Origin of the sequence: Ectopseudomonas alcaliphila, assembly GCF_900101755.1 — a bacterium.
Classification (GTDB): Bacteria; Pseudomonadota; Gammaproteobacteria; order Pseudomonadales; family Pseudomonadaceae; genus Aquipseudomonas; species Aquipseudomonas alcaliphila.
This window is the reverse complement of record NZ_FNAE01000007.1, coordinates 33,464-54,767: the sequence shown is the minus strand read 5'-3', so window position 1 is coordinate 54,767 and position 21,304 is coordinate 33,464. Positions and strand designations below refer to the sequence as shown.

Genomic DNA, 21,304 nt, shown 5'->3' with positions numbered 1-21,304 from the left:
ATCCGAACTTCTGGATGTACCAGTGACTCAGCCGCTCGCACCAACCACCCTCAGCGGCACCTGACGCCCGGCCTTCTGGGCCAGGTAGCGGGTGCAGCTGACGCGCAGGAACGAGGCGAAATTGACCACTTCGCCGCGAAAGTCCATGACCTCGTCATGCAGCTTGGCAATCAGCTGGTTGGTGGTCATGCCATCGACTTCGGCGATTTCGCGCAGGATGTCCCAGAACTGATTTTCCAGACGCAGCGTGGTAACCACACCGCGGATGCGCAATGAGCGTGAGCGCGACTCGTAGAGGATGGGATCAGCCTTTACATAGAGTTCGCACATCGGCTTTACCTCCTCACTAGCGTCGTAGCCCGGATGCAATCCGGGGATGCCGACATGGTGCGGCTCCGGATTACATCCGGGCTACGTTGGTTACAGGCGAATTTCCGTGCCAAGCACCCCGAGAAACGCCGCCAGCCAAGCCGGATGTGCAGGCCAGGCGGGCGCGGTGACCAGCTTGCCCTGCACGTGTGCCTGGTCCGCCGGGATGTCCACGTAAATACCACCGGCCAATGCCACTTCCGGCGCACAAGCAGGATAGGCGCTGCACTCGCGTCCCTCCAGCACACCGGCCGCCGCCAGCAACTGGGCACCGTGACAGACGGCAGCGATGGGTTTGTCGGCCTTGGCGAAGGCCTTCACCAGTGCCACGACCTCGCCATTGAGGCGCAGATACTCGGGGGCACGGCCACCGGGAATCACCAGGGCGTCGTAATCCTCGGCGCGGACCTTGGCGAAATCGAAGTTGAGCGCGAAGTTGTGCCCCGGCTTCTCGCTGTAGGTCTGGTCGCCCTCGAAATCGTGGATGGCGGTGCGCACCGTCTGCCCAGTGACCTTGTCCGGGCAGACCGCATGCACGGTGTGGCCGACCATCTGCAGCGCCTGGAACGGCACCATGGTTTCGTAGTCCTCGGCGTAGTCGCCGACCAGCATGAGAATCTTCTTGGCAGCCATGATCGTCTCCTGAAGGTAGGTGGAACGAACGCCATTATTCGCCCCTATTTCTTCCGACAGGTAACAGCCGGGTACTACTCCCCGCTACGCCCGATCAAAGGCCAACCTCAGCCAGTACCTCGTCCATCAAACGCTGCGGCCGCTTTCGACGAGGTGATGCCGCATAGACGCGAGCGGTGTCATTCTGCGGATGAGCAACGAAAAAAGGCCGGCATCGCTGCCGGCCTCTCGTTGATCGCATGTCGCTTAGAGCGCGTACTTCTGCAGGTTCGCCATCATTTCCTTGAGCGCCTCGACGTTGTCAGCCGGGTGCGCAGCGCCTTCGAAATCGCAGATGCGTTGCCACTGCGCCGCAACATCCTCGGGGCTGAAGCCGGCCTTGGGGTCGAAACCGGCGCCCAGGCTGCGCTCCCAGCGTACCTTGCCAACCCAACCACCGCCGACCTCGAACAGGCCACCGGTGTCCTGGCAAGCAGCGCTACCGAGATAAACCACCAGCGGGCTGACCAGCTCGGGTTTGAGTTGCTCGAACACCTGCGACGGGATCAGTCCTTCGGTCATGCGCGTGGCACCGGTCGGTGCGATGGCGTTGACCAGAATGTTGTTCTTGCGCCCTTCGATGGCCAGAGTACGCGTCAGACCATACAGGCCGAGCTTGGCCATGCCGTAATTGCTCTGGCCGAAATTGCCGTAGATACCGGAAGTGGACGAAGTGAAGATTACCCGACCGAAGTTCTGCTCGCGCAAGTAGGGCCAGGCCGCATGGGTAGTCTTGTAGGCACCTTCGACATGGACCTTGTAGACCAGGTCCCAGTCGGCGTCTTCCATCTTGTGGAAACTCTTGTCGCGCAGGATGCCGGCGTTGTTGACCAGAACGTCGATGCGGCCGAAATGATCGAGCGCAGTCTGCACGATCCTGTCGCCATCGGTGACCGAATCATGATTGGCCACCGCAGTACCGCCAAAGGCGCGAATCTCTTCCACCACCTTGTCGGCAGCCGAAGCGTTGGCCCCTTCACCGTGGGTGCTACCGCCCAGATCGTTGACCACCACCCTGGCACCGTGATGGGCAAACAGCAGTGCGTGAGCGCGGCCCAGGCCTCCGCCAGCACCGGTGACTATGACCACTTGATCTTCGAAACGGATGACATCGCTCATCGACAGCTTCCTCGGGCAGATTGTGAATGGCCCCGAGTGTCAGGCAGCCCCGCGTGCTTCACAAGGCGCGCGGGGCCCCTGAATGACGGCCGATAATACGACCTTATGTGACTCAGTTGCTGGCGCCGGAACCACTGCCACCAGTGCCGCTACCGCCGGTGCCGGTGCCGGTGCCATCCGAGCCTGCACCGTCACCACCGGGATTGCCATCGGTGTTCGGCCCCTGTACGGGCGGGATGCCGTCGCCGTCATCAGCCGGATTCATGGGCGCATCCCCTGGAGCAGAGGGCATGGTAGGGCCCGGGGAACTGGTGCCATCAGACTCGGTTTCGGCAAAGGCAGGCAGCGCCATCGCGCCCAGAATCCCGCTCAGCAGCAGTGCAGATAATTTCTTGTTCATGTTGTTCATGAGTAACCTCGGCTTTCCTGTGAGTGACACAGTTACTGAGTCGCTCACGGCGCCGGAGGTTCGACAAAAATTATTTCAACCCCAACTCGTTCAGATTCACCTGTGCATCAGGCGATGCGGATCAGGCTGAGGTGGTTGTACAGGTGCAACACGTGCGCCTCGGCGTATTCGCCGTGCTCCAGCGCACCATAGGCGAAGTGCGGCTGTAACCTGCCCCGGTACTCGGCGAAGCGCTGGAACGCCATCTGCAGTCGCTGCAAGGCCGAGGCCTGATCGGCTGGTTCGGTCAGCGCAGCGGCACCGGGAATCGCCTCATCCAGCGGGTGACGCATGGCACCGCGCGCGCTGAACACGGCGAACGCTGCGGGCCCGAGGCTATGGCGAAACCAGGCGGCTTTCAGCTCGGGATAACCGTCGATGGAATAGTCGATGCTCTGCGCGCAGTGGTTGAACACTTCACTCGGGCTCCAGCCACGAATGCTCTGCAGCGTCTTGCCCTGTAGGTCCGCCAGCACCTGGCGTGCGCCCTCCAGGCTGACAGCCGCCGGCCGCGGACCAGCAGGCAAGGCCCAGTAGCCGGCGCCGAGTGCGGCGCCTCCAGTCAGCACTGCGCCTTTCAACAGGGTACGTCTACGCATGTGAGTCCTTCGCATCGCGAAACTGCAGGTAATGATCGAGCACCGCAGCCGGGGCTTCCAGTTGCGGATAGTGACCGATGCCTTCGAGCAGAACCGTGTCGGCGTCAGCGATCAGCTCACGGTAGCGCGCCACCATATGTGCGCCGGAAATCGGGTCGAAGGCGCCATCGATCACCCGCATCGGCAGTGTCGTGGCCTGCATCGCCGTCACCCAGCGCTGCCGTTGCTGGCGGCGCTCGGGCATGTAGCGAATCAGGCGATGCATCACTGTCGGGCCGTTGTTGTGCGCCACCAGTTGCCACAGGGCATCCAGCTCGGCCTCGCTCGCCTGGGTGTGCGGGCCGAATATGCGGGCAAAACTCTGCGCCAGTTTGCGCCGTGAGAACAGGCGCCCGATCAGCGGCCCGAGTGGCCCGAGCAAGAGTTTTTGCACCCGCACCGGATGATGCGTTTCGGGGAACAGCCCACCATTGAGGAACACGCAACTGGCCAGCTGCAGCTGCCCTTCCTGATGCCGCGCAATCAGTTCCTGGGCAACGCTGTCGCCGTAATCGTGGGCCAGCACGTGCAAAGGGCGCTGTTCGCCGATATGGGCCAGCAGTGCCTGCTGCAGATCAGCCTGTTCCAGCAGGCTGTAGGCATGTCCGCGCGGTTTGGCCGAATAGCCGAAGCCGAGCATGTCACAGGCGATCACCCGGTAACGTTCGGCCAGCGGCCCCCACAGGCGATGCCAGTCCCAACTGGCGCTGGGAAAGCCGTGAATCAGCAGCAGCGGCTCGGCCTGAGCATCACCGGCCAGCCAGTAACGAATCTGCTGGCCAGCGAAGTCCAGCGTCAGCGCCCTCGCCCGCCAGTCATCCAGCGCGATCCCTGGCAGGTCAGTCACTGGTCGTAACCCGGCATCTGCTGATCCAGCTTGCGCAGCAGCGCCGGCCACGGCAGCGCGCCGCCCATGCCCTGCTGCGTCTTCATCACCCCGGCGATCATCGCCCGAGCGCCGTCGAGAATCTGCTGCGGGATGTGGATCAGCTCGGCGCCGCCGCTCTGCGCCATGACCTGGATCTCGCAGGCACGCTGCAGGGTGAACATGCCGAGGAAGGCGTCGGCAATGCTGCCGAAAGCGGTGAGCAACCCGTGGTTGGGCAGGATCATGAAGTTCTTGTCGCCCAGATCCGCCTGCAGCCGCGCTTTCTCGTCATGATTCAGCGCCACGCCTTCATAACCGTGGTAGGCCAGGCTGGCGAGGACGAACAGCGACTGCTGCGACAGTGGCAGCAAGCCCTGCTTCTGCGCCGACACGGCGATACCGGCAGGCGTGTGGATATGCAGCACGCAACCCACATCGTGGCGCACCTCGTGCACCGCGCTGTGGATGGTGTAGCCGGCCGGGTTGATGTCGAAGGGGCTGTCCATCAGCTTGGTGCCCGCCAGATCGACCTTGACCAGGCTCGATGCCGTGATTTCGTGGAACATCAGGCCATAGGGGTTGATGAGGAAATCCTCGGTGCCCGGCACCTTGGCAGAGATATGGGTGAAGATCAGGTCATCCCAACCATAGAGGGCGATCAGCCGGTAGCAGGCGGCGAGGTCGACGCGTGCGCGCCATTCGGCCTCGGACACCAGATTCTTCACGGCAGGGAGTTTCAGCGGAGCGTTCACGGCGGTCACCTCGATATTCTTGTTGGTCGGTGGTGTCCGCAGTCTAGCCATACGCTTGCCTGGCGGTAGTCGCCCTGGCAGCCATCTTGATGGCTTTGCGGGTCACAATGCCGGGGTAGCGCAGTGCGATAAGGGCATATTCGCCGCCCTTATCGCCGGTCAAACCAGCTCGGGGTAATCGCGCAGAAGAAGCGGCCAGTGCGCCTGAGCCTCGGCGTCATCGGCCAGCAGGCGAAAGCCCTCGAACTGAAACTCCGGTGCCACGGTGCAGCCGACCAGCGTGTAGGCGCCCGTCGAGCGCGCCGCCTGCCAGGCATGGGCCGCTACCGCACACTGCGGCATCTGCCCCTCGCCCACTGGCCCGAGCAGCTCGCAACGCACCGCGTCGGGCGTTTCGGCGACCAACAACTGCAAAGGGTCGCCTTCGTGAAAGTGCCACAGCTCGTCGGCATCGACCCGATGCCAGCGGCTGACCGCAGCACCTGGCAAAAGGAACAGAATGGCGCTGGAGGACGCTCGCCCCTCGGTATCGCGCCGCGCCGAAACGAACAGACGACGGTAGTAGCCACCCTCGGGATGCGCGACAAGCCCGAGACTGTCGATCAACTGGCGAGCGCGAGGGTGCATGTCAGGCCTTCAGCGCCGCCGCGAAAGCCTGCAGCCAGGGCTCGGCATCGGTTTCCGGAGTGACGGTTTCGCTGGAGTCCAGACGCAACATCTCGACCACCTCGCGCAGGCCCAGCTCGGCATACAGCTCGCGCATCAGCTCACCGCCGCCACAGAAGGTGTCATAGCTGGAGTCACCCAGCGCCAGCACTGCGGCCGGGCGGCCACTCCACGCCGGCAAACGGTCGCGGATTTCGCTATACAGCGGCAGCAGGTTATCCGGCAGCTCACCCATGCCGGTGGTGGACGTCACGGTGAGGAACGCGTCCGGCGCGAAGGCCAGCAATTCCTCAAGGCTCATGTTCGCTTTGTGCCAGGCATCCAACCCTGCGGCCTTGAGCTGGCGCTCGGCGTGGCGAGCGACTTCCTCGGCCGTACCGTAGACCGAGCCCGAGAGAATGGCGATTTTCATGACAACTCCAGAAACAGGAAAAACGCCGCGCATTATGCCGCAAGTGGACAGCCCGACCCGATGTTTTAGAATGCAGCGCATACCCATCGCGGAACCGGACCCATGATCAATGCCAAACTGCTGCAACTGGTAGTCGACGCCTCCAACGATGGCATCGTGGTGGCCGAGCAGGAGGGCGAAGACAACATTCTGATCTACGCCAACGCGGCATTCGAGCGCCTGACCGGCTACCCCTGCGATGACATCCTCTACCAGGACTGCCGTTTCCTGCAGGGCAGTGACCGAGCACAGCTCGGCCTGCAGGCCATTCGCGAGGCGGTCAAGGCGAACAAGCCCTGCCGGCAGATCATTCGTAACTACCGCAAAGATGGCAGCGCGTTCTGGAACGAGCTATCGATCACCCCGGTGCTCAACGAAAGCGATCAGTTGACCTACTACATCGGTATCCAGAAGGATGTCACCGAACAGGTCGAAGCCAAACAGCGGGTACGTGAGCTGGAGGCTGAGGTAGCCGGACTGAAGGCCGAGCTGGCGCGCTTGAAAAGCTGACGAACGGATAAAACTATCGTTCACAAGCGCAGTCACATGAGCTTGACCCCAGGCAGTCTCATCCCATGCAAAGCGACCCGCTGCTGACTCAGGACGAGCTGGATTTCCTCCAGAAGATCCTCTTCAAACCTCCGCAAACGCGGCAGCACAGTGCTGCGCCACAATTGGCGTTGGGCGAACAACTTCGTGAGCTGTTGAAGCAGTTGGGCGATGAAAAACAGCTGAGCCTGGACACCCATAGCGACAATCAACACCTGAGCTTCCCCCTGCGCCTTATTCAGGATGACCACAGCCAGTCGCGCCTGGAGCTGGGCGCACCGCTGATCTTCGAACAAGGGGTAAGCGAACGCCCATGGCGTCTTGTTCTGCCCGAGGCGTTGGTACTGCTGGACGGCAGCGACCGCCCCAGTGGCCTGAAGGCACTGGAGCTATCGAACAATGGCATCCTGGTGGAGTACAGCAAGCCAGGCATGCCGGCCAAGGATCAGTTGCTGCAGCTGATTTTGCCCCAGGAGCGCCGTGTTCAACTGCGCGCGCGGCTGGCGAGACGCGTCAGCCAGAGGCGCTATGCCTACAGCCTGCAAACGCTACATGCGGAAGATGAACAGACCCTGCGTCAGTACCTGTTCGACCAGCACAGCGAACAACAGTCGCAGACTGCAGCAGTCAGCTGAGACCTCGATAGTCCGGGCCGCCTCAGGTGTCGAGATGGCCAGCCAGGAACTGTTGCAGACGACGCTGCATCAGGCGCCCCTCGTTACCCAGACAGGCGATGGGCGAGCCAGCCAGACTCTCCTCCGCCAGATCGGCACTGTCACCCGCCAGCAGCATCGGACATTCCAGGCCAAGTGCCAGGCGCGCCAGCTGCTTCGGGAACTCCTCGCCTGGCGGCTGGTTGCTGAAGACCACCAGTGCCTGCGGCTGCATACGCTCACAGACCAGGGCCAGATCGGTCATTGGTACACCAGGGCCCATCACCGTGACTTCGATGTCCTGATTGCCCAGCAGCAAAGCGGCAACCAGCAACTCCAGCTCCCGGCAGTGGCTGGGTAGTGCCACCAGCAGCACACGATCACGCGAGTCATCGCGCCCTAACTGCAGACGCTGCCAGCAGCGCCCACGCAGGAAGCCGTCGAGCATCAGCCACTCGCCACGCTGTCCGACTTCGTCCTGGCGCAGCAGCAGCTCCTGCCAGACGGGCATGAAGATGTCCTGAAAAACCACCGGCAGCGGATAGCAGGAGAAAATCTGCCCGTACAGACGCTCGAGGCGGGACTCATCGAAGTCCTGCAGCGCGCTGCGTACCTGGCCCTGCCACTGATTCCAGTCGTCACTGCTGACGTCGTTGTAGGCCGGCGTGGCGACGCTGCGACTGCTGGCGCTCTTGGCCAGGATCGAGCCGACCTTGCTGACCGCTACACCGCGCTCGATCCAGGCCAGGATGCTACGTACCGCATCGATATCGGCCTGCGAATAAAGACGATGACCGCTGTCGGTCCGCGTTGGCTGAATCAGGCCGTAACGCCGCTCCCAGGCACGCAGGGTGACCGGATTGACGCCGGTAAGACGAGAAACCTCGCGGATGGGGAACAGCTCTTCCTGTTTCAAAGCGCTGGACGCGAGCGATGTGACGGAGGCAAGTTCGGGCATGGCTTCGGGCATCACGGCAACGAATGTAGGGGCATTGTAACCCAGCTAAGGCAGGCTTACATTGTGCAAGGATTATACAAGGCAACCTCATGCACAACCCTGCTTGGCCACTGACCCTTTATTTCGACGGCGACTGCCCACTCTGCGCGCGCGAGATTCGCATGCTCAGCCGGCATGCCTCGCCGCAGCGACTGCTGCTGGTGGACATTTCTGCCAAGGACTTCGACCCAACGCCACTGGGCGTGTCCCTGACGGCGATGCAGGAGCGCTTGCACGCGCGCTGGGCCGATGACCAGTGGCTGCTGGGGCTTGATGCCAGCCTCTGGAGCTGGGAGGCCGCCGGCCTTGGACGCTGGGTGGCGCCGCTACGCTGGCGACCACTGCGCCCCGTGCTGGAATGGGGCTATCGGCTGTTCTGCCGGCTACGCCCCCATTTGGCACGTCTTCCGCACCCTGACGGTGCAGCACGCTGCCATAAGGACAACGCCTGCTCCATCCAGCGCCCGCCATCAGGCGGGGCTGGCTAATTTCCACAAAACGGGAATAATCCTTGCTGTATTTTTCGTCGAGCACATCACCCCGTGCTCGACCGCGCCAAACGCCATACCCCGGCTGACGGCAACACTCGAGGAGATACACAATGTCCCCCGTTACCCTGATGGTGGCGCGCCGCGTTGCCACTGGCCGCTATCACGACTTCATCGCCTGGCTGCGTGAAGGTGAGCACCTGGCCACCGACTTCCCTGGCTATCTCGGCTCCGGCGTACTGGCACCGCCTGCCGGTGACGATGAATTCCAGATCGTTTTCCGTTTCAGCGACGAACAGACCATGGCCTCCTGGGAGCACTCGGCCTCACGCCAGGCCTGGCTGCAGCGTGGTGCGGGTCTTTTTGCCCAACCACAGGAAAAGCGCGCGATCGGCCTCGATGCCTGGTTCGGCAGTGTCCATCGACAGCCTCCGCGCTGGAAGCAGAGCGTGGCGATCTGGCTGGCGTTCTTTCCGGTCTCCCTGGCCTTCAACCTGCTGTTCGGCCCGTGGCTTGCCGACCTGTCGCTGGTCACCCGTGTGCTGCTGTCGACGCTGGCCCTGACGCCACTGATGACGTACTGGTTCATCCCACTTTCCACCCGCCTGCTGGAGCCTTGGCTACAGGGCAACTACCCGCAGCGCCTGAACAGGCGAACCGCCAGCGTCGGCAAGTCCTGAAAGCATCCTTCTCTACCAATCGGCCAGCCTCGTGCTGGCCGATTTCGTTGTACAAACAACTAATATCTGTACAGAAATAACAACCCGTACAGGTAAAGTACAAAAGTTCCCTCTCAAGACCTTCAGTAAAAACCCTTAAAACTCAGAGAAATAGGCAAATCCACTCAGTCTGACAGCAAAACCACATGCCGCACATGGTTGTACAACCTGCAGCTCTGGTATAACTTTATCCACGGTCTGGTGAGTACCGCCTGCCACTGGTCAGGTATCCCGAGGCGGTACGAGCCAGGCCTTCATCTCATTCTCTCGAGTCGCACATGAGCGCTGCCAGCTTCCCCATCCTGATCACCGGTGCCGGCCAAAGGGTCGGCCTTTACTGCGCCGAGCGCCTGCTTGACGAAGGCCAGCAGGTGATCATCAGCTACCGCCAGGAGCGCGACAGCGTTTCACGGCTGCGTGAGCGCGGCGCCATCGCTTTGCAGGCCGATTTCAGCGGCGAGGCCGGGATTCTGGCATTCATCGAGCAGATCAAGGCGCACTGCAGTGGCCTGCGCGCAATCGTGCACAACGCCTCGCAGTGGCTGGCGGAAACGCCGGGCGAAGAAGCGCAAGTCTTCCGTCAGCTGTTCAGCGTTCACATGCTCGCGCCTTACCTGATCAACCTGCATTGCAGCGAGCTGCTATTGCAGTCGGAACACGCCGACATCGTGCACGTCAGTGACGATGTGGTGCGCAAGGGCAGCGCCAATCGCCCCGCCTACTGCGCCAGCAAGGCGGGCCTGGAAAGTCTGACGCTCTCATTCGCTGCTCGCTTGGCGCCGCACATCAAGGTCAACAGCATCGCGCCGGCGCTGCTGATGTTCAACGAAGGCGATGACGACGCCTACCGCACCAGGACCTTGGCCAAATCGGCGCTGGGCATAGAACCCGGTCCGCAGGCCTTCTACCAGACTTTGCGCTACCTGCTGGACAACCCCTACATAACCGGAACGACCCTTACCCTCAACGGCGGCCGCCACCTCAAGTGAGGCGACTGCTCAGGACACTGCCATGAGCCAACCCCTTTCCCAGCAATACCGCGAGATACTCGTAGGCCTCGGTGAGAACCCGGAGCGCGAGGGTCTGCTAGACACCCCCAAACGCGCTGCCAAAGCCATGCAGTACCTCTGCCATGGTTATCAGCAGTCGCTGGAGGAGATCGTCAACGGTGCGCTGTTCGAGTCCGATAACGACGAGATGGTGATCGTCAAGGACATCGAGCTGTACTCGCTGTGCGAGCACCACCTGCTGCCCTTCATCGGCAAGGCGCATGTCGCCTACATTCCTACCGGCAAGGTGCTCGGGCTGTCCAAGGTGGCGCGTATCGTCGACATGTACGCGCGTCGCCTGCAGATCCAGGAAAACCTCACCAAGCAGATCGCCGATGCGATACAGCGCGTGACCAACGCCGCCGGCGTGGCTGTGGTGATCGAAGCCAAGCACATGTGCATGATGATGCGCGGCGTGGAGAAGCAGAATTCGGTGATGAGCAGCTCGGTGATGCTTGGCGCCTTCCGCGAGTCCTGCAACACTCGCCACGAATTTCTGCAATTGATCGGACGGAACAACTAATGCCGCGACTGGAACCTGGAATGGCGCGCATCCGCGTCAAGGACCTGCGCCTGCGCACCTACATCGGCATCAAGGAAGAAGAGATCAACAACAAGCAGGACGTGTTGATCAACCTGACCATCCTCTACCCCGCCGTCGATGCGGTAGAGGTCAACGATATCGAGCATGCGCTGAACTACCGCACCATCACCAAGGCGATCATCGCCCATGTCGAAGGCAATCGCTTCGCCCTACTCGAACGCCTGACCCAGGAAATCCTCGACCTGGTCATGACTCATCAGGCCGTGCGTTACGCCGAAGTGGAAGTGGACAAACCGCACGCCCTGCGTTTCGCCGAGTCGGTATCCATCACCCTCGCCGGTCATCGCTGATAGCCGCTTGCAGCGGCTTGCCGCTCTCCGGCGAGGCTCTTATCATCGCCGCCACCCATCCCCGGAGAGCCCACCATGACCGAGCAAGAACGCCTCGAACTGGAAGCTGCAGCCTTTCGCGCCCTGGTACAGCACCTGCGCACTCGTCCTGACGTGCAGAACATCGACCTGATGAACCTGGCCGGTTTCTGCCGCAACTGCCTGTCGAAATGGTACAAGGCCGCTGCCGACGACCTCGGCGTCGAGGTCAGCGCCGAACAGGCCCGTGAGACCGTGTATGGCATGCCCTATGCCGATTGGAAGGCCAAGTATCAGAAAGAAGCCTCGGCCGAGCAGAAAGCCGCATTTGCAAAAGGAAAGCATGAATGACCGCTCTCAACGAGCTGCGCAGCCGTCTGCAGCAGGACGATTACGCCTTCAGTGAAACCCTGGCCTTCGTCGCCGAGCACTACGACTATCAACCCAGCGCCTTTCGCAACGGTGACGTGGACAACGCCGCCGGCCAGAACGAGGGCTCCTGCAAGACCCTGGGCCTGGCCCTGCTGGAAGGCTTGAGCGAGGACGAAGCACTGCGCGCCTTCGGCGAACACTACCGCAGCGTGCTGGCCACGCCGCAAGGCAGTGATCACGGCAATATCCGCGCGCTGATGAGCCATGGCCTGGGCGGCGTGACGTTCGAACAGCAACCGCTCAAGCGCAAGATCTGAGCGGCATAGCGCAAAAACCTGCGCAACTGTCAGCAAAAGCTGACAGACATCACATCGCTATCGCTTTATGCTGCGCGCCATAACAACATGGAACACGAGGGAACGTGTTCTGCGCACCAGCGCCCTTCCCTCCTGTTTCGCGCTCGGCATGGAGTCGCCCGATGCAGCAAACCCTGGTATGGAAACCCTGGTACACCCCTGGCGTGGAAACCCTGCGCCTGAGCCAGGATGCCAATGGCATTCAAGCCAACAGCCATCTCATGCTGGTCATCAAGGGCGACAGTATCGTTGCCAACTACATGATCGATTGCGATCCAAGCTGGCGCTTCCGCCGCCTCTGGCTCAAGGTCGACAACCAGGGCCAGCGCAACATCTGTCTACAGCGCGATCTGCGCGGCAACTGGCTGCTCAATGGCGAACCGCGCCCTGATCTGCTGCAATGCCAACATGTCATGCTCTCGGCTTCGCCCTTCACCCACACGCCTGCCCTGCAGCGCAGCGCGCTGGAAACCGGGCAGAGTGACGAGATGCAGGTCGCCTATATCGACATCCTCAGCCTCAAGGTGGAATCACGCCAGCAGCGCTACCAATGCCTGCACCGTCGTCCCGGTGAAAGCCTCTACCGCAGCCAGGCCGAAGGGCGGGCTGATGAGGAACTGAGCGTCGACGACCAGGCGCTGCTGCTCAAGGCCGACGACCATTACCTGCGCCTGAGCCAGCGCGACCTGAAGGTCAGCGCGCTGGTGTAGAGGTTTCCACCTGCCCGCCCTGGTAGGGTGCGCAGCAGGCCCACGCCACTCAGATGGGCAATTGCCCGAACGCCCAGCGCAGCAGGAAGAACACCAATAAACCACCGCCGATGGTCGCCAGCAGGTGCCGCGTGCAAGCGGCGATGGCAATGGCAGCCAGGCCCGCCAGCAGATAGGCATTGTTCCAGCTCAGCGCCCAGCTCTGCCCATCCGGTATGAGCATGCCAGGCACCACGATGGCCGTAAGCACCGCCGTCGGCACGTAATGCAGCCCCTGCCTGATCAACGGCGGAAAACGCAGGTCAGGGAAAGCGAACAGGCTGTAGCGGGTGACGAAGGTGATCGCCAGCATGCCCAGGATCAGCAACCAGATATCCATCAGATCGACTCCTCCTGCAGCACCGGCTGACGCCGCTCGAGCAATACGCCGACGACTATGCCACTGGCTGCGGCAGCCATCAGGCCGAGTTTGTACGGCAATTCATGACAAGCCAGCGCCACAGCCCCCGCGACCAGGGCTGCGGCCACCTGCGGCTGGCTGCGCAGCATGGGCACGACGATGCCGATGAAGGTCGCCAACATGGCGAAATCCAGCCCCCATTCGCCGATGTTCGGCACCGCCTGGCCGAACAGCACGCCAACCAGCGTGCACAGCTGCCAGTTGCAGTACATGGCCAATGCCGCACCGAGGAAATACCAATGGCGATAAGTACCCTTGTCGCCACGTGCATAGCGCTGCACCACCACCGCGTAAGCCTCATCGGTCAAACCGAAGGCCAGCGGTACGCGCCAGCGCTTGGGCAGGTGACGTACATGAGGCTGCATGCTGGCGCTATACAGTGCATGGCGCAGGTTGACCACGAAGGTGGTCAGCAGCACCACGGCAATACCCGCGCCGCCAGTCAGCAGACTGATGGCGATGAACTGCGCCGAGCCGGCGAATACCAGCAAGGACATACCCTGTGTCTGCCAGGGATCGAGCCCGGCGGAGCCTGCCAGGCTGCCGAAGATGATGCCGAAAGGAATGGCGCCGAGCAGCATCGGCAGCATATCGCGGGCGCCCTGAGTGAATTCTTGATGACGAGACATGGAACCTCCTTGAGCAGCCGAGCTTAACCAGACTGCCCAGGCAGGTCTTGAACGTTCTTGCTCTGAATGAAAAGAGACTGGGCCAGCGAGTGCATCTCTCCTATGGTGTGACGTCCCCCACCAGGATCACTTCAAGCAGGATGCATATGACCCCGCGAATCTTCATCGTCACCACCGCCCACATCAGCGAATTTCCCAACCCGATCACCTTCATCGAGGGCGCACCGCTCACGGTTGGCGAGCAGTATCAGGGCGACGAAGGCTGGGATAACTGGTTCTTCTGCAGCACACCTGGTCAGGAGGCCGGCTGGGTCCCAGGCCAGGTCATCGAACGGCTCGATGATCTGCGCGCCCGCGCACGCGAGGCCTATACCGCCCGCGAGCTCGATGTACAGGTCGGCGAGCGACTGATCGCGTCGCGCAGCCTCAATGGCTGGCATTGGTGTACACGCGAGGACGGCAGGGAATCAGGCTGGGTGCCACAGGCCAATCTCGTCGAACACGCGCCCCACTGTGTCGTGCAGGAAGAAGTCAGCGGCTGCGGTATTGCCGCATCCGCCAACATTCTCGGCAAGACCTACGCCGAGATGAAGGCGATCGCCAACGCCATGGGCATTCACGCCGAGGACGAATCATTGTGGTCCGACACCCGATACGTCAGGCGTCTGTTGGCCACGGGCGGCGCGGCAGCCGCAACAGGCGAGGCGCCCTTCACGTCCTGGGAGAGCCTGCCGGATCTGGCGCTGCTGGCCATCAAGCACCACCAGGAAAACGGCCGCGACTTCTGGCACTGGGTGGTCTTCGAACGCTCGGCAGGTCAGATGCACGTATTGGATTCAGCCAGCTACCTGCCCTCGAACATCCGCACCGACTTCGGCGCCATGCAGCCGAAGTGGTACATCGAAGTGAACAGGCCCGGCGCGTAGCGTCCCGTGCCAACATGCGTCTGTGTCATCTCGATGAGGATGATGCAGCCGCGACCGCTGGTCGCGCACAGTTAACGCTAATCCATCTTATTTAAATTCCGTTAGCCTGCTAATCTTGGCGCCCCGCTTTCTTGCCCGTTCGGATTGTTCCTCGATGTCACCGCTCCAGCGCTGCCTGCTGCCCTTCATGGCCCTGACTCTGATCGCTTGCGAGCAGCAACCGCACTTCACCGCAGCAGAACCCGGCGAAGCTCTTTCAGCCGGAGCAGCCACGGTACGCAAGTTCGACCACAACGCCTTCTCCCTGCCCTCGGCCAACCTGGCGCCAAGCCGTCGCCTGGATTTCGCAGTGGGCAACAGCTTCTTCCGCAATCCCTGGGTCACGGCGCCAGCCACCACCACCGCACGTGATGGCCTGGGCCCGCTGTTCAATACCAACGCCTGCCAGAACTGCCACCTCAAGGATGGCCGTGGTCATCCGCCCGGCCCGGAGGCCGTCAGCGCCGCCTCGATGCTGGTGCGTCTGTCACTGCCAGCCGGCCCCGAGCATGCCGAGTTGCTGGTGCGCCAGGGCGTGGTCGCCGAGCCTACCTACGGCACCCAACTGCAGGACATGGCCAACCCCGGCGTGGCTCCCGAAGGCAAGGTACGCGTGACTTACAGCAGCGTGCCGGTGCGTTTTGCCGATGGCACGCTGGTGGAGTTGCGCAAACCACAGTTGAACATCAGCCAGCTCGGTTATGGCGACATGCACCCTGACACCCTGTTTTCGGTTCGTATCGCCCCGCCGATGATCGGCCTCGGCCTGCTCGAAGCCATCGCTGAAGAGGACATCCTCGCAGGCGCCGACCCGGACGACGCCGATGGCGACGGTATTTCCGGTCGCCCCAATCGGGTCTGGGACCGCCAGCAGCAGCGCAGTGTGCTCGGCCGTTTCGGCTGGAAGGCTGGCCAACCCAATCTCAATCAGCAGAATGCCGATGCCTTCGCCAATGACATGGGCCTGACCAGCTCGCTGATCCCTCACGACAACTGCACCCCGTTGCAAGCCGATTGCCTGGCCGCGCCCCATGGCGGCGAACCGGAGGTCAGTGACAACATCCTGGCCAGCGTCCTGTTCTACAGTCGCAATCTGGGCGTGCCGGCGCGGCGTAACGTCGACGCCCCCGACGTGCTCAAGGGCAAGAGCCTGTTCCATCAGGCTGGCTGCCAGAAATGCCATACCCCCAGCTTCACCACGTCGGCCGACGCGGCGGAGCCGGAACTGGCCAACCAGTTGATCCGTCCTTATACGAACATGCTGCTGCACGACATGGGCGATGGGTTGGCCGATGGCCGCGAGGAATTTCTCGCCAGCGGTCGTGAATGGCGCACGGCACCGTTGTGGGGTATTGGCCTGACGCAAGCGGTCAACGGCCACACTCAGTTCCTGCATGACGGCCGTGCGCGCAACCTGCTGGAAGCCATTCTCTGGCACGGCGGCGAGGCCGAGGCGGCCAAGCAGCACGTACTGAAATTCGATGCCGACGAGCGAGCAGCGCTGCTCGCATTCCTGAATTCTCTTTGAGGAGCCTGCAATGTTGCACAAAACCCTGATTGCCTCCCTGCTCGGCCTGGCCCTGGTCGGCTGTGGCCAGCAGGACCCGCAAGCCAAGGTCAGCGCCGCGCTGACCGATGGCGTGCTGTTGCCGGCTTACAGCAGTTGGCAGGAAGCTGATCGTCAACTGGCGGCAACTGCCGAAGCCTTCTGCGCAGGCAGCGCCGATCTGAGCGCGGCTCGTCAGGCCTTTGTCGGCGCGCAGAGCGCCTGGGCCGGCCTGCAACCCTTGCTGGTAGGGCCGCTGGCCGAAGGCAATCGCGCCTGGCAGATCCAGTTCTGGCCGGACAAGAAGAACCTGGTGCAGCGTCAGGTCGAAGCCTTGCTGAAGAACAAGCCACAGCTGAGCGTGGATGACCTGTCCAATGCCAGCGTGGTGGTTCAGGGCCTGACCGCCTACGAATACATTCTTTTCGACGCCAACCTGGACCTCGCCCAGGCTGAACAGAAAGCGCGCTATTGCCCGCTGTTGCAAGCGATCGGCAAACACCAGCAGGCACTGGCGGCGGAGATCGTCGGCGAATGGCAAGCCAAACCGGGCATGGCCGAGCAGTTGAAGACCTTCCCCAATGAGCGCTACGCCGACGCCAACGAAGCCATCGCCGAACTGCTGCGTGTGCAGGTCAGCGCCCTGGATGGCCTGAAGAAGAAACTCGGCGCACCGATGGGCAGGCAGAGCAAGGGCATCCCGCAGCCGTACCAGGCCGAAGCCTGGCGCAGCGCGGGCAGCCTGGCCAACCAGGGCGCCGCACTGGCCAGTGCCGAACTGCTGTGGCACGGCAGCAACCGTGACGGTATTCAGTCGCTGCTGGGCGACGATCAGGCTGACCTGGCAAAACGTATCGACGCCGCTTACCAGGACACCCGCCAACGCCTGGCCGCACTCGACAGCCCGCTAGGTGAGTTGCTGGAAGATGAAGCCGGTCGCACCGCCCTGAACGAGCTGTACGACAGCCTCAATCGCCTGCACCGCCTGCAGGAAAGCGAGCTGGCCAAAGCACTCAGCGTGCAGATCGGCTTCAACGCCCACGACGGGGACTGAGCATGCAACGCAGAGCCTTCCTCGGCCTCAGCGCCGCCGCTGCCAGCCTGGCGGCGGCGGGCGCTTTCGGCGGCTGGACGCTGTTCGGCCCATCCGGCCAGCCGTTGCTCTTGTCGGCCCGTGACGACGGCGATGGCAAACACTACGCGGTCGGTTATCGCCTCGATGGCCAGCGTGCCTTCGCCACTGCGGTGAACGAGCGCTGCCACGATGTGGTGCCGCATCCTGCCCTGCCGATGGCCCTGTTCGTCGGTCGCCGGCCGAGTACCGAAAGCTACCTGATAGACACCCGCGATGGCCGCCTGCTACAAACGCTCAGCTCGCCGGCCGGGCGCCACTTCAACGGCCACGCGGTGTTCCACAAGGGCGGCGAGTGGCTGTACGCCACCGAGAACGACACCACCGAACCCGGTCGCGGCGTGCTTGGCGTCTATCGCCTGGACGGTGAGCGGCTGCAACGCGACGCTGAACACAGCACACACGGCGTCGGCCCGCACCAGTTGCTGTGGATGCCCGATGGCGAAACCCTGGTGGTGGCCAATGGCGGCATCCGTACCGAAGCGGAAAGCCGCGTGGAGATGAATCTCGACGCCATGCAGTCCAGCCTGGTGCTGATGAAGCGCGACGGCAGCCTGGTCAGCCAGGAGTATCTGGCCGACCAGCGCAACAGCATCCGCCACCTGGCCGTGGCCAGTGACGGCACGGTAGTCAGCGGCCAGCAGTACATGGGCGACATGCATGATCAGGTTCCGCTACTGGCGATCAAACGCCCCGGCCAGCCGTTCCAGCCTTTCGCCCTGGGCGAGACGCAACGCGTGGCGATGAATCAGTACACCGCCAGCGTGGCGATCCACGACGAGCTGCGCCTGCTGGCGATGACCGCACCACGCGGCAACCGCTTCTTCATCTGGGATCTGGACAGCGCCGACGTGCGCCTCGACGTGCCGCTGGCCGACTGCGCAGGCGTCGGTGCGGTGGCCGACGGCTTCGTCGTCACCTCCGGCCAGGGCCGTTGCCGCCTGTACGATTGCCGCGGCGAGCGCATCACCACCCACGCCCTGCAGCTACCGGCCGGCCTGTGGGACAACCATCTGCGCCTGGCCTGAGGCAGGATTATCAGGCTCTGGGTGGCTCATCCCTGAACACCTGGCGCATCAGCTCGAGATAACGCCGCGCTCCCAGGCCGAGCGGTCGAGATTTCATCCAGATCACGTCCACCCACAGCCGCAGCCGGCTCGTCATATTGTTGAAGCGCACTTCGGTGATGGCACCGGCAACGATGAGCGGCTGCGCCAGGGGCTGTGGCAGATAGGCCCAGCCCAGACCGGCCTGGACGAAGTCCAGGGTGGCCAGATAGCTGTCGGTCAGCCAGATCCGTCGCGACAGCAGCATGCGCGGGTCCGCACCGTCAGGCCGGCCCGAGGCGACCATGATCTGCCGCTGCTCCGCCAACAGCTCTTCACGCACGGACAGATTGCGTTCCTGAGCCAGCGCATGCTGTGGTGAAACAACCGCCAACAGCAGTTGGCTGCCCGCCTCGAGAAAAGATTCACGCTCATCGTTGCCTGGCCGCTCGAACATCACCGCCAACTGCACAGTACCTTCGTGGAGCATGCGTACTGCGTCGGTCTGGGTAGCCGAACGCACTTCGACCTCCAACCCCGGAAACTCCTCGGCTAGCGTGGCCAAGGGCAAGCTCCAGCGCCCCGTCAGCAACTCCGGGGCAATCGCGATGCTCAAGCGTTGCTCGAGCCCCTTGTGCAATTGCAGCGCCTGAGCATCCAGCAGATTCAATTGGCAGATCACCTGGCGAGCCTGTGGTTCGAGCGCCAGCGCGGCGGCGGTAGGCAATGCCTTGCGCGTGGTGCGGTCGAACAGGAGCAGATCCAGCTCCGCCTCCAGCTGGGCGATCGCCATGCTGACAGCGGAGGGCACACGGCCAAGCCTGCGCGCGGCGGCAGAAAAGGAACCGCCATCCAGCACGGCAAGGAAGATCGCGAGAGAATCGCTGGAAAACGCCATGGCTTTCAGAATTCCTGATGTGATTTTTCGCCAACATAGGCGAGCGACAGAAAATCCGCCCGGCCCAGCTGCTGATCACCGAAACGAGCCGAAGGACGTTATCAGAAAATCTGACGATAGCTGTCTTTTACGATCATCTGGGTGCGCCTTAATCTGGCTCGCATCCAATGGATCGAAGGAGATCGTGATGACGAATGCACAGTGGCAGGGCCAGGTGGCATTGATCAGTGGTGCCGGCAGCGAACACGGCATCGGCATGGCCATCGCCCGCAGGCTCGGCCAGAACGGGGTGAAACTCATCATCAGCGCCAGCAGCGCGCGCCTGTTCGACCGCGTGGCGCAACTGCGCGGCGAAGGATTCGAGGCCGAAGGGCGCATCGCCGACCTCACCGATGAAAGCCAGGTAAACACCCTGGTGGCATGGGCCGAAGCGCTCTGGGGGCGGATCGATATCCTGGTCAACAACGCCGGCATGTCCATGCAGGGCAGCCCGGAGCCCTTCTCCGAGGTGGTGGATACCGACCTGGCCACATGGAACCTGGCGCTGAACCGCAACCTGACCACGGCCTTCCTGCTGACCCGCGCCGTGCTGCCCGGCATGCGCGCCAGAGGCTATGGGCGGGTGGTACAGATCAGCTCCACGACCGGCACCCGTGGCAGCAATCGCGGTGAAGCCGCCTACAGTGCAGCCAAGGCCGCAATGGTGGGGCTGAACATGGGCCTGGCACTCGAGGTCGCGCGCGATGGCATCACAGTCAACAGCGTGGCCCCCGGCTGGATCGCCACCGAGTCCTCTACCGAGGATGAGCGCATCGCTGGCGGCTACACACCAATCGGCCGCTCGGGCCATCCGGCGGAAGTCGCCGCCGCAGTAGCCTTTCTGGCCTCGCCGGAAGCGAGCTACGTGACCGGCGAAGTGCTGGTGGTCGATGGCGGTAATTGCCTCATGGAGAACAAGACACCCTGAGCTGCAGCAAACGCTCTGCCGCTCGACGGGGCTTCATCCATCTACACCAGCGATGCGACCGACTACGCCCGGCCTGCAATAAAGGACAACATCGATGATCGAACCAGTCGTATTGATAACCGGCGCGTGCGGCGGAGTGGGTCAGGCTCTGGTGCGGCGTTTCAGAGCGTCGGGCTGGCGCGTATTCGCCACCGATCTGGACGGCGAGGCACTGCGCGCTCTGGGTGACGCGGAACACTTGGCGGGCTATTGCCCCGGCGACATACGCCGACCGGCCGATTGCCAGCGCATAGTGGCTGAAGCCGTGCAGACGCTCGGCCGCATCGACGCACTGGTCAATGCCGCTGGCGTCTGGCGCGAGGGACAGGTCGAGGACTTCAGCGAAGAAGATTTCGACATCGTGCTGGACGTCAACCTCAAAGGCAGCTTCTTCATGTGCGCGGCGGCCATTCCCCCTCTCAAGGCTGCACAAGGCTCGATCGTCAACATCTCCAGCGATGCCGGCCGCCAGGGCAACCGCAACGCGGCGGCCTATTGCGCGAGCAAGGGTGGCGTCACGCTGATGAGCAAGGCGCTGGCGCTGGATCTCGCGCCCTTCGGCGTGCGCTGCAACACGGTATCGCCCGGCGACATCGATACGCCCATGCTGCGCTTCCAGGCTGAGCACTATGGTGGCGGTGATCCCGAGGCGTACTACCGAGACCTGCTCGCCAAGTACCCTCAAGGCGAGCGCGCAGCATTAATCCAGCCCGCCGAAGTCGCCGAGCTGGTGCACTTCCTCTGCCAACCCGCTGCGCGGTCCATCACCGGGGCAGACCTGGCCATTGATCGCGGCGTATCGGCGGGCAATTGAGGTGCTGCACCTCTCGACAA

Annotated in this window: 29 protein-coding genes; 16 read left to right on the top strand and 13 right to left on the bottom strand. The window is 62.8% G+C overall.

The features are described from left to right. Window positions 1–27: 27 nt before the first annotated feature. The 9 genes from BLR77_RS19370 to BLR77_RS19330 form a co-directional block, all read right to left on the bottom strand. Window positions 28–330 carry a ribbon-helix-helix domain-containing protein gene (locus BLR77_RS19370; RefSeq protein WP_017675012.1) on the bottom strand — a complete coding sequence of 101 codons (303 nt, stop codon included), beginning with the start codon at window positions 328–330 and terminating at the stop codon, window positions 28–30. A gap of 90 nt (window positions 331–420) precedes the next feature. Further along, complete coding sequence (locus BLR77_RS19365) at window positions 421–1,002, bottom strand: DJ-1/PfpI family protein (RefSeq protein ID WP_074680867.1); 582 nt, start codon at window positions 1,000–1,002, stop codon at window positions 421–423. A gap of 246 nt (window positions 1,003–1,248) precedes the next feature. Beyond that, window positions 1,249–2,160: an SDR family oxidoreductase gene (locus BLR77_RS19360; protein WP_074680866.1), complete on the bottom strand. Its 912-nt coding sequence runs from the start codon at window positions 2,158–2,160 to the stop codon at window positions 1,249–1,251. Between the two features lie 112 nt (window positions 2,161–2,272). Continuing rightward, complete coding sequence (locus tag BLR77_RS19355) at window positions 2,273–2,569, bottom strand: hypothetical protein (RefSeq protein ID WP_074680864.1); 297 nt, start codon at window positions 2,567–2,569, stop codon at window positions 2,273–2,275. Window positions 2,570–2,676: 107 nt separating this feature from the next. Beyond that, a complete protein-coding gene (locus BLR77_RS19350) occupies window positions 2,677–3,207 on the bottom strand; it encodes a DUF1569 domain-containing protein (protein WP_074680862.1) in 531 nt (176 codons plus the stop codon). Then, complete coding sequence (locus BLR77_RS19345; protein ID WP_074680860.1) at window positions 3,200–4,093, bottom strand: alpha/beta fold hydrolase; 894 nt, start codon at window positions 4,091–4,093, stop codon at window positions 3,200–3,202. Before BLR77_RS19345 ends, BLR77_RS19350 begins: the two co-directional genes overlap by 8 nt. Continuing rightward, complete coding sequence (locus BLR77_RS19340; RefSeq protein WP_394328064.1) at window positions 4,090–4,917, bottom strand: class II aldolase/adducin family protein; 828 nt, start codon at window positions 4,915–4,917, stop codon at window positions 4,090–4,092. Before BLR77_RS19340 ends, BLR77_RS19345 begins: the two co-directional genes overlap by 4 nt. A 108-nt stretch (window positions 4,918–5,025) precedes the next feature. Continuing rightward, window positions 5,026–5,493 (bottom strand): cupin domain-containing protein, encoded by a 468-nt coding sequence (locus tag BLR77_RS19335; RefSeq protein WP_074680856.1) that lies wholly within the window; start codon window positions 5,491–5,493, stop codon window positions 5,026–5,028. Window position 5,494: 1 nt separating this feature from the next. After that, window positions 5,495–5,944, bottom strand: coding sequence for a flavodoxin (locus BLR77_RS19330; protein WP_074680854.1), 450 nt, complete (start codon window positions 5,942–5,944; stop codon window positions 5,495–5,497). 102 nt (window positions 5,945–6,046) lie between these two features. Here BLR77_RS19330 and BLR77_RS19325 point away from each other — a divergent pair, with 102 nt between their 5' ends. Both BLR77_RS19325 and BLR77_RS19320 read left to right on the top strand, forming a co-directional pair. Further along, window positions 6,047–6,493 (top strand): PAS domain-containing protein, encoded by a 447-nt coding sequence (locus BLR77_RS19325; RefSeq protein WP_074680852.1) that lies wholly within the window; start codon window positions 6,047–6,049, stop codon window positions 6,491–6,493. 65 nt (window positions 6,494–6,558) lie between these two features. After that, window positions 6,559–7,167 carry a hypothetical protein gene (locus BLR77_RS19320; protein ID WP_074680850.1) on the top strand — a complete coding sequence of 203 codons (609 nt, stop codon included), beginning with the start codon at window positions 6,559–6,561 and terminating at the stop codon, window positions 7,165–7,167. Between the two features lie 22 nt (window positions 7,168–7,189). Here the strand turns inward: BLR77_RS19320 and BLR77_RS19315 are convergent, their stop codons facing one another. Beyond that, window positions 7,190–8,143: a MerR family transcriptional regulator gene (locus BLR77_RS19315; protein ID WP_074681167.1), complete on the bottom strand. Its 954-nt coding sequence runs from the start codon at window positions 8,141–8,143 to the stop codon at window positions 7,190–7,192. A gap of 89 nt (window positions 8,144–8,232) precedes the next feature. On the opposite strand from BLR77_RS19315, the gene BLR77_RS19310 reads away from it, so the two are divergent. The 8 genes from BLR77_RS19310 (at window position 8,233) to BLR77_RS19275 (ending at window position 12,788) form a co-directional block, all read left to right on the top strand. Further along, window positions 8,233–8,670: a thiol-disulfide oxidoreductase DCC family protein gene (locus BLR77_RS19310; protein WP_074680848.1), complete on the top strand. Its 438-nt coding sequence runs from the start codon at window positions 8,233–8,235 to the stop codon at window positions 8,668–8,670. A 113-nt stretch (window positions 8,671–8,783) separates the two neighbouring features. Further along, entirely contained in the window at window positions 8,784–9,350 is a 567-nt protein-coding gene (locus BLR77_RS19305; RefSeq protein WP_074680846.1) for an antibiotic biosynthesis monooxygenase, read from the top strand. A 317-nt stretch (window positions 9,351–9,667) separates the two neighbouring features. Beyond that, window positions 9,668–10,378 carry a dihydromonapterin reductase gene (gene folM, locus BLR77_RS19300; protein WP_074680844.1) on the top strand — a complete coding sequence of 237 codons (711 nt, stop codon included), beginning with the start codon at window positions 9,668–9,670 and terminating at the stop codon, window positions 10,376–10,378. 22 nt (window positions 10,379–10,400) lie between these two features. Then, window positions 10,401–10,961, top strand: a complete 561-nt coding sequence (gene folE, locus BLR77_RS19295; RefSeq protein ID WP_074680842.1) for a GTP cyclohydrolase I FolE — start codon at window positions 10,401–10,403, stop codon at window positions 10,959–10,961. Beyond that, entirely contained in the window at window positions 10,961–11,332 is a 372-nt protein-coding gene (gene folX / locus BLR77_RS19290; RefSeq protein WP_003462464.1) for a dihydroneopterin triphosphate 2'-epimerase, read from the top strand. The genes folE and folX overlap by 1 nt, the downstream gene beginning before the upstream one ends. Window positions 11,333–11,407: 75 nt before the next feature. After that, a complete protein-coding gene (locus tag BLR77_RS19285) occupies window positions 11,408–11,701 on the top strand; it encodes a DUF1244 domain-containing protein (RefSeq protein ID WP_074680840.1) in 294 nt (97 codons plus the stop codon). Further along, window positions 11,698–12,039, top strand: a complete 342-nt coding sequence (locus tag BLR77_RS19280; RefSeq protein WP_074680838.1) for a HopJ type III effector protein — start codon at window positions 11,698–11,700, stop codon at window positions 12,037–12,039. The genes BLR77_RS19285 and BLR77_RS19280 overlap by 4 nt, the downstream gene beginning before the upstream one ends. A 161-nt stretch (window positions 12,040–12,200) precedes the next feature. After that, window positions 12,201–12,788 (top strand): putative glycolipid-binding domain-containing protein, encoded by a 588-nt coding sequence (locus BLR77_RS19275; protein WP_074680836.1) that lies wholly within the window; start codon window positions 12,201–12,203, stop codon window positions 12,786–12,788. Window positions 12,789–12,837: 49 nt separating this feature from the next. Here the strand turns inward: BLR77_RS19275 and BLR77_RS19270 are convergent, their stop codons facing one another. Both BLR77_RS19270 and BLR77_RS19265 read right to left on the bottom strand, forming a co-directional pair. After that, window positions 12,838–13,167: an AzlD domain-containing protein gene (locus tag BLR77_RS19270; protein ID WP_074680834.1), complete on the bottom strand. Its 330-nt coding sequence runs from the start codon at window positions 13,165–13,167 to the stop codon at window positions 12,838–12,840. Further along, the gene (locus tag BLR77_RS19265) at window positions 13,167–13,877 is read right to left on the bottom strand and encodes an AzlC family ABC transporter permease (RefSeq protein ID WP_074680832.1); all 711 of its coding nucleotides are present in this window, start codon (window positions 13,875–13,877) and stop codon (window positions 13,167–13,169) included. Before BLR77_RS19265 ends, BLR77_RS19270 begins: the two co-directional genes overlap by 1 nt. A 146-nt stretch (window positions 13,878–14,023) precedes the next feature. On the opposite strand from BLR77_RS19265, the gene BLR77_RS24885 reads away from it, so the two are divergent. The 4 genes from BLR77_RS24885 to BLR77_RS19245 all read left to right on the top strand — a co-directional run bounded on the left by BLR77_RS24885 (window position 14,024) and on the right by BLR77_RS19245 (window position 18,548). Beyond that, window positions 14,024–14,803, top strand: coding sequence for an SH3 domain-containing protein (locus BLR77_RS24885; protein WP_083366093.1), 780 nt, complete (start codon window positions 14,024–14,026; stop codon window positions 14,801–14,803). Window positions 14,804–14,957: 154 nt separating this feature from the next. Beyond that, on the top strand, window positions 14,958–16,370 hold the full coding sequence (locus tag BLR77_RS19255) for a di-heme oxidoreductase family protein (RefSeq protein ID WP_074680830.1): 1,413 nt from the start codon (window positions 14,958–14,960) through the stop codon (window positions 16,368–16,370). A 10-nt stretch (window positions 16,371–16,380) separates the two neighbouring features. Then, window positions 16,381–17,442: an imelysin family protein gene (locus tag BLR77_RS19250; protein WP_074680828.1), complete on the top strand. Its 1,062-nt coding sequence runs from the start codon at window positions 16,381–16,383 to the stop codon at window positions 17,440–17,442. A 2-nt stretch (window positions 17,443–17,444) separates the two neighbouring features. After that, entirely contained in the window at window positions 17,445–18,548 is a 1,104-nt protein-coding gene (locus BLR77_RS19245) for a DUF1513 domain-containing protein (protein ID WP_074680826.1), read from the top strand. A gap of 10 nt (window positions 18,549–18,558) precedes the next feature. On the opposite strand, the gene BLR77_RS19240 is transcribed toward BLR77_RS19245, so the two are convergent. Continuing rightward, window positions 18,559–19,464 carry a LysR family transcriptional regulator gene (locus BLR77_RS19240; protein WP_074680824.1) on the bottom strand — a complete coding sequence of 302 codons (906 nt, stop codon included), beginning with the start codon at window positions 19,462–19,464 and terminating at the stop codon, window positions 18,559–18,561. Window positions 19,465–19,651: 187 nt separating this feature from the next. Between BLR77_RS19240 and BLR77_RS19235 the strand changes: the two genes are divergently transcribed. Together BLR77_RS19235 and BLR77_RS19230 are read left to right on the top strand one after the other, a co-directional pair. Further along, the gene (locus tag BLR77_RS19235) at window positions 19,652–20,431 is read left to right on the top strand and encodes an SDR family NAD(P)-dependent oxidoreductase (RefSeq protein WP_074680822.1); all 780 of its coding nucleotides are present in this window, start codon (window positions 19,652–19,654) and stop codon (window positions 20,429–20,431) included. 94 nt (window positions 20,432–20,525) lie between these two features. Further along, on the top strand, window positions 20,526–21,284 hold the full coding sequence (locus tag BLR77_RS19230) for an SDR family NAD(P)-dependent oxidoreductase (RefSeq protein ID WP_074680820.1): 759 nt from the start codon (window positions 20,526–20,528) through the stop codon (window positions 21,282–21,284). Window positions 21,285–21,304: the final 20 nt, after the last annotated feature.

Coding starts and splice junctions, on each gene's coding strand:
- BLR77_RS19330 (WP_074680854.1), bottom strand. CDS start 5,944: ATGAAAATCGCCATTCTCTCGGGCTCGGTCTACGGTACGGCCGAGGAA.
- folM (WP_074680844.1), top strand. CDS start 9,668: ATGAGCGCTGCCAGCTTCCCCATCCTGATCACCGGTGCCGGCCAAAGG.
- BLR77_RS19255 (WP_074680830.1), top strand. CDS start 14,958: ATGTCACCGCTCCAGCGCTGCCTGCTGCCCTTCATGGCCCTGACTCTG.
- BLR77_RS19250 (WP_074680828.1), top strand. CDS start 16,381: ATGTTGCACAAAACCCTGATTGCCTCCCTGCTCGGCCTGGCCCTGGTC.
- BLR77_RS19335 (WP_074680856.1), bottom strand. CDS start 5,493: ATGCACCCTCGCGCTCGCCAGTTGATCGACAGTCTCGGGCTTGTCGCG.
- BLR77_RS19315 (WP_074681167.1), bottom strand. CDS start 8,143: ATGCCCGAACTTGCCTCCGTCACATCGCTCGCGTCCAGCGCTTTGAAA.
- BLR77_RS19370 (WP_017675012.1), bottom strand. CDS start 330: ATGTGCGAACTCTATGTAAAGGCTGATCCCATCCTCTACGAGTCGCGC.
- BLR77_RS19275 (WP_074680836.1), top strand. CDS start 12,201: ATGCAGCAAACCCTGGTATGGAAACCCTGGTACACCCCTGGCGTGGAA.
- BLR77_RS19350 (WP_074680862.1), bottom strand. CDS start 3,207: ATGCGTAGACGTACCCTGTTGAAAGGCGCAGTGCTGACTGGAGGCGCC.
- folX (WP_003462464.1), top strand. CDS start 10,961: ATGCCGCGACTGGAACCTGGAATGGCGCGCATCCGCGTCAAGGACCTG.
- BLR77_RS19365 (WP_074680867.1), bottom strand. CDS start 1,002: ATGGCTGCCAAGAAGATTCTCATGCTGGTCGGCGACTACGCCGAGGAC.
- BLR77_RS24885 (WP_083366093.1), top strand. CDS start 14,024: ATGACCCCGCGAATCTTCATCGTCACCACCGCCCACATCAGCGAATTT.
- BLR77_RS19240 (WP_074680824.1), bottom strand. CDS start 19,464: ATGGCGTTTTCCAGCGATTCTCTCGCGATCTTCCTTGCCGTGCTGGAT.
- BLR77_RS19355 (WP_074680864.1), bottom strand. CDS start 2,569: ATGAACAACATGAACAAGAAATTATCTGCACTGCTGCTGAGCGGGATT.
- folE (WP_074680842.1), top strand. CDS start 10,401: ATGAGCCAACCCCTTTCCCAGCAATACCGCGAGATACTCGTAGGCCTC.
- BLR77_RS19320 (WP_074680850.1), top strand. CDS start 6,559: ATGCAAAGCGACCCGCTGCTGACTCAGGACGAGCTGGATTTCCTCCAG.
- BLR77_RS19285 (WP_074680840.1), top strand. CDS start 11,408: ATGACCGAGCAAGAACGCCTCGAACTGGAAGCTGCAGCCTTTCGCGCC.
- BLR77_RS19245 (WP_074680826.1), top strand. CDS start 17,445: ATGCAACGCAGAGCCTTCCTCGGCCTCAGCGCCGCCGCTGCCAGCCTG.
- BLR77_RS19265 (WP_074680832.1), bottom strand. CDS start 13,877: ATGTCTCGTCATCAAGAATTCACTCAGGGCGCCCGCGATATGCTGCCG.
- BLR77_RS19340 (WP_394328064.1), bottom strand. CDS start 4,917: ATGGCTAGACTGCGGACACCACCGACCAACAAGAATATCGAGGTGACC.
- BLR77_RS19360 (WP_074680866.1), bottom strand. CDS start 2,160: ATGAGCGATGTCATCCGTTTCGAAGATCAAGTGGTCATAGTCACCGGT.
- BLR77_RS19280 (WP_074680838.1), top strand. CDS start 11,698: ATGACCGCTCTCAACGAGCTGCGCAGCCGTCTGCAGCAGGACGATTAC.
- BLR77_RS19305 (WP_074680846.1), top strand. CDS start 8,784: ATGTCCCCCGTTACCCTGATGGTGGCGCGCCGCGTTGCCACTGGCCGC.
- BLR77_RS19310 (WP_074680848.1), top strand. CDS start 8,233: ATGCACAACCCTGCTTGGCCACTGACCCTTTATTTCGACGGCGACTGC.
- BLR77_RS19325 (WP_074680852.1), top strand. CDS start 6,047: ATGATCAATGCCAAACTGCTGCAACTGGTAGTCGACGCCTCCAACGAT.
- BLR77_RS19235 (WP_074680822.1), top strand. CDS start 19,652: ATGACGAATGCACAGTGGCAGGGCCAGGTGGCATTGATCAGTGGTGCC.
- BLR77_RS19230 (WP_074680820.1), top strand. CDS start 20,526: ATGATCGAACCAGTCGTATTGATAACCGGCGCGTGCGGCGGAGTGGGT.
- BLR77_RS19270 (WP_074680834.1), bottom strand. CDS start 13,167: ATGGATATCTGGTTGCTGATCCTGGGCATGCTGGCGATCACCTTCGTC.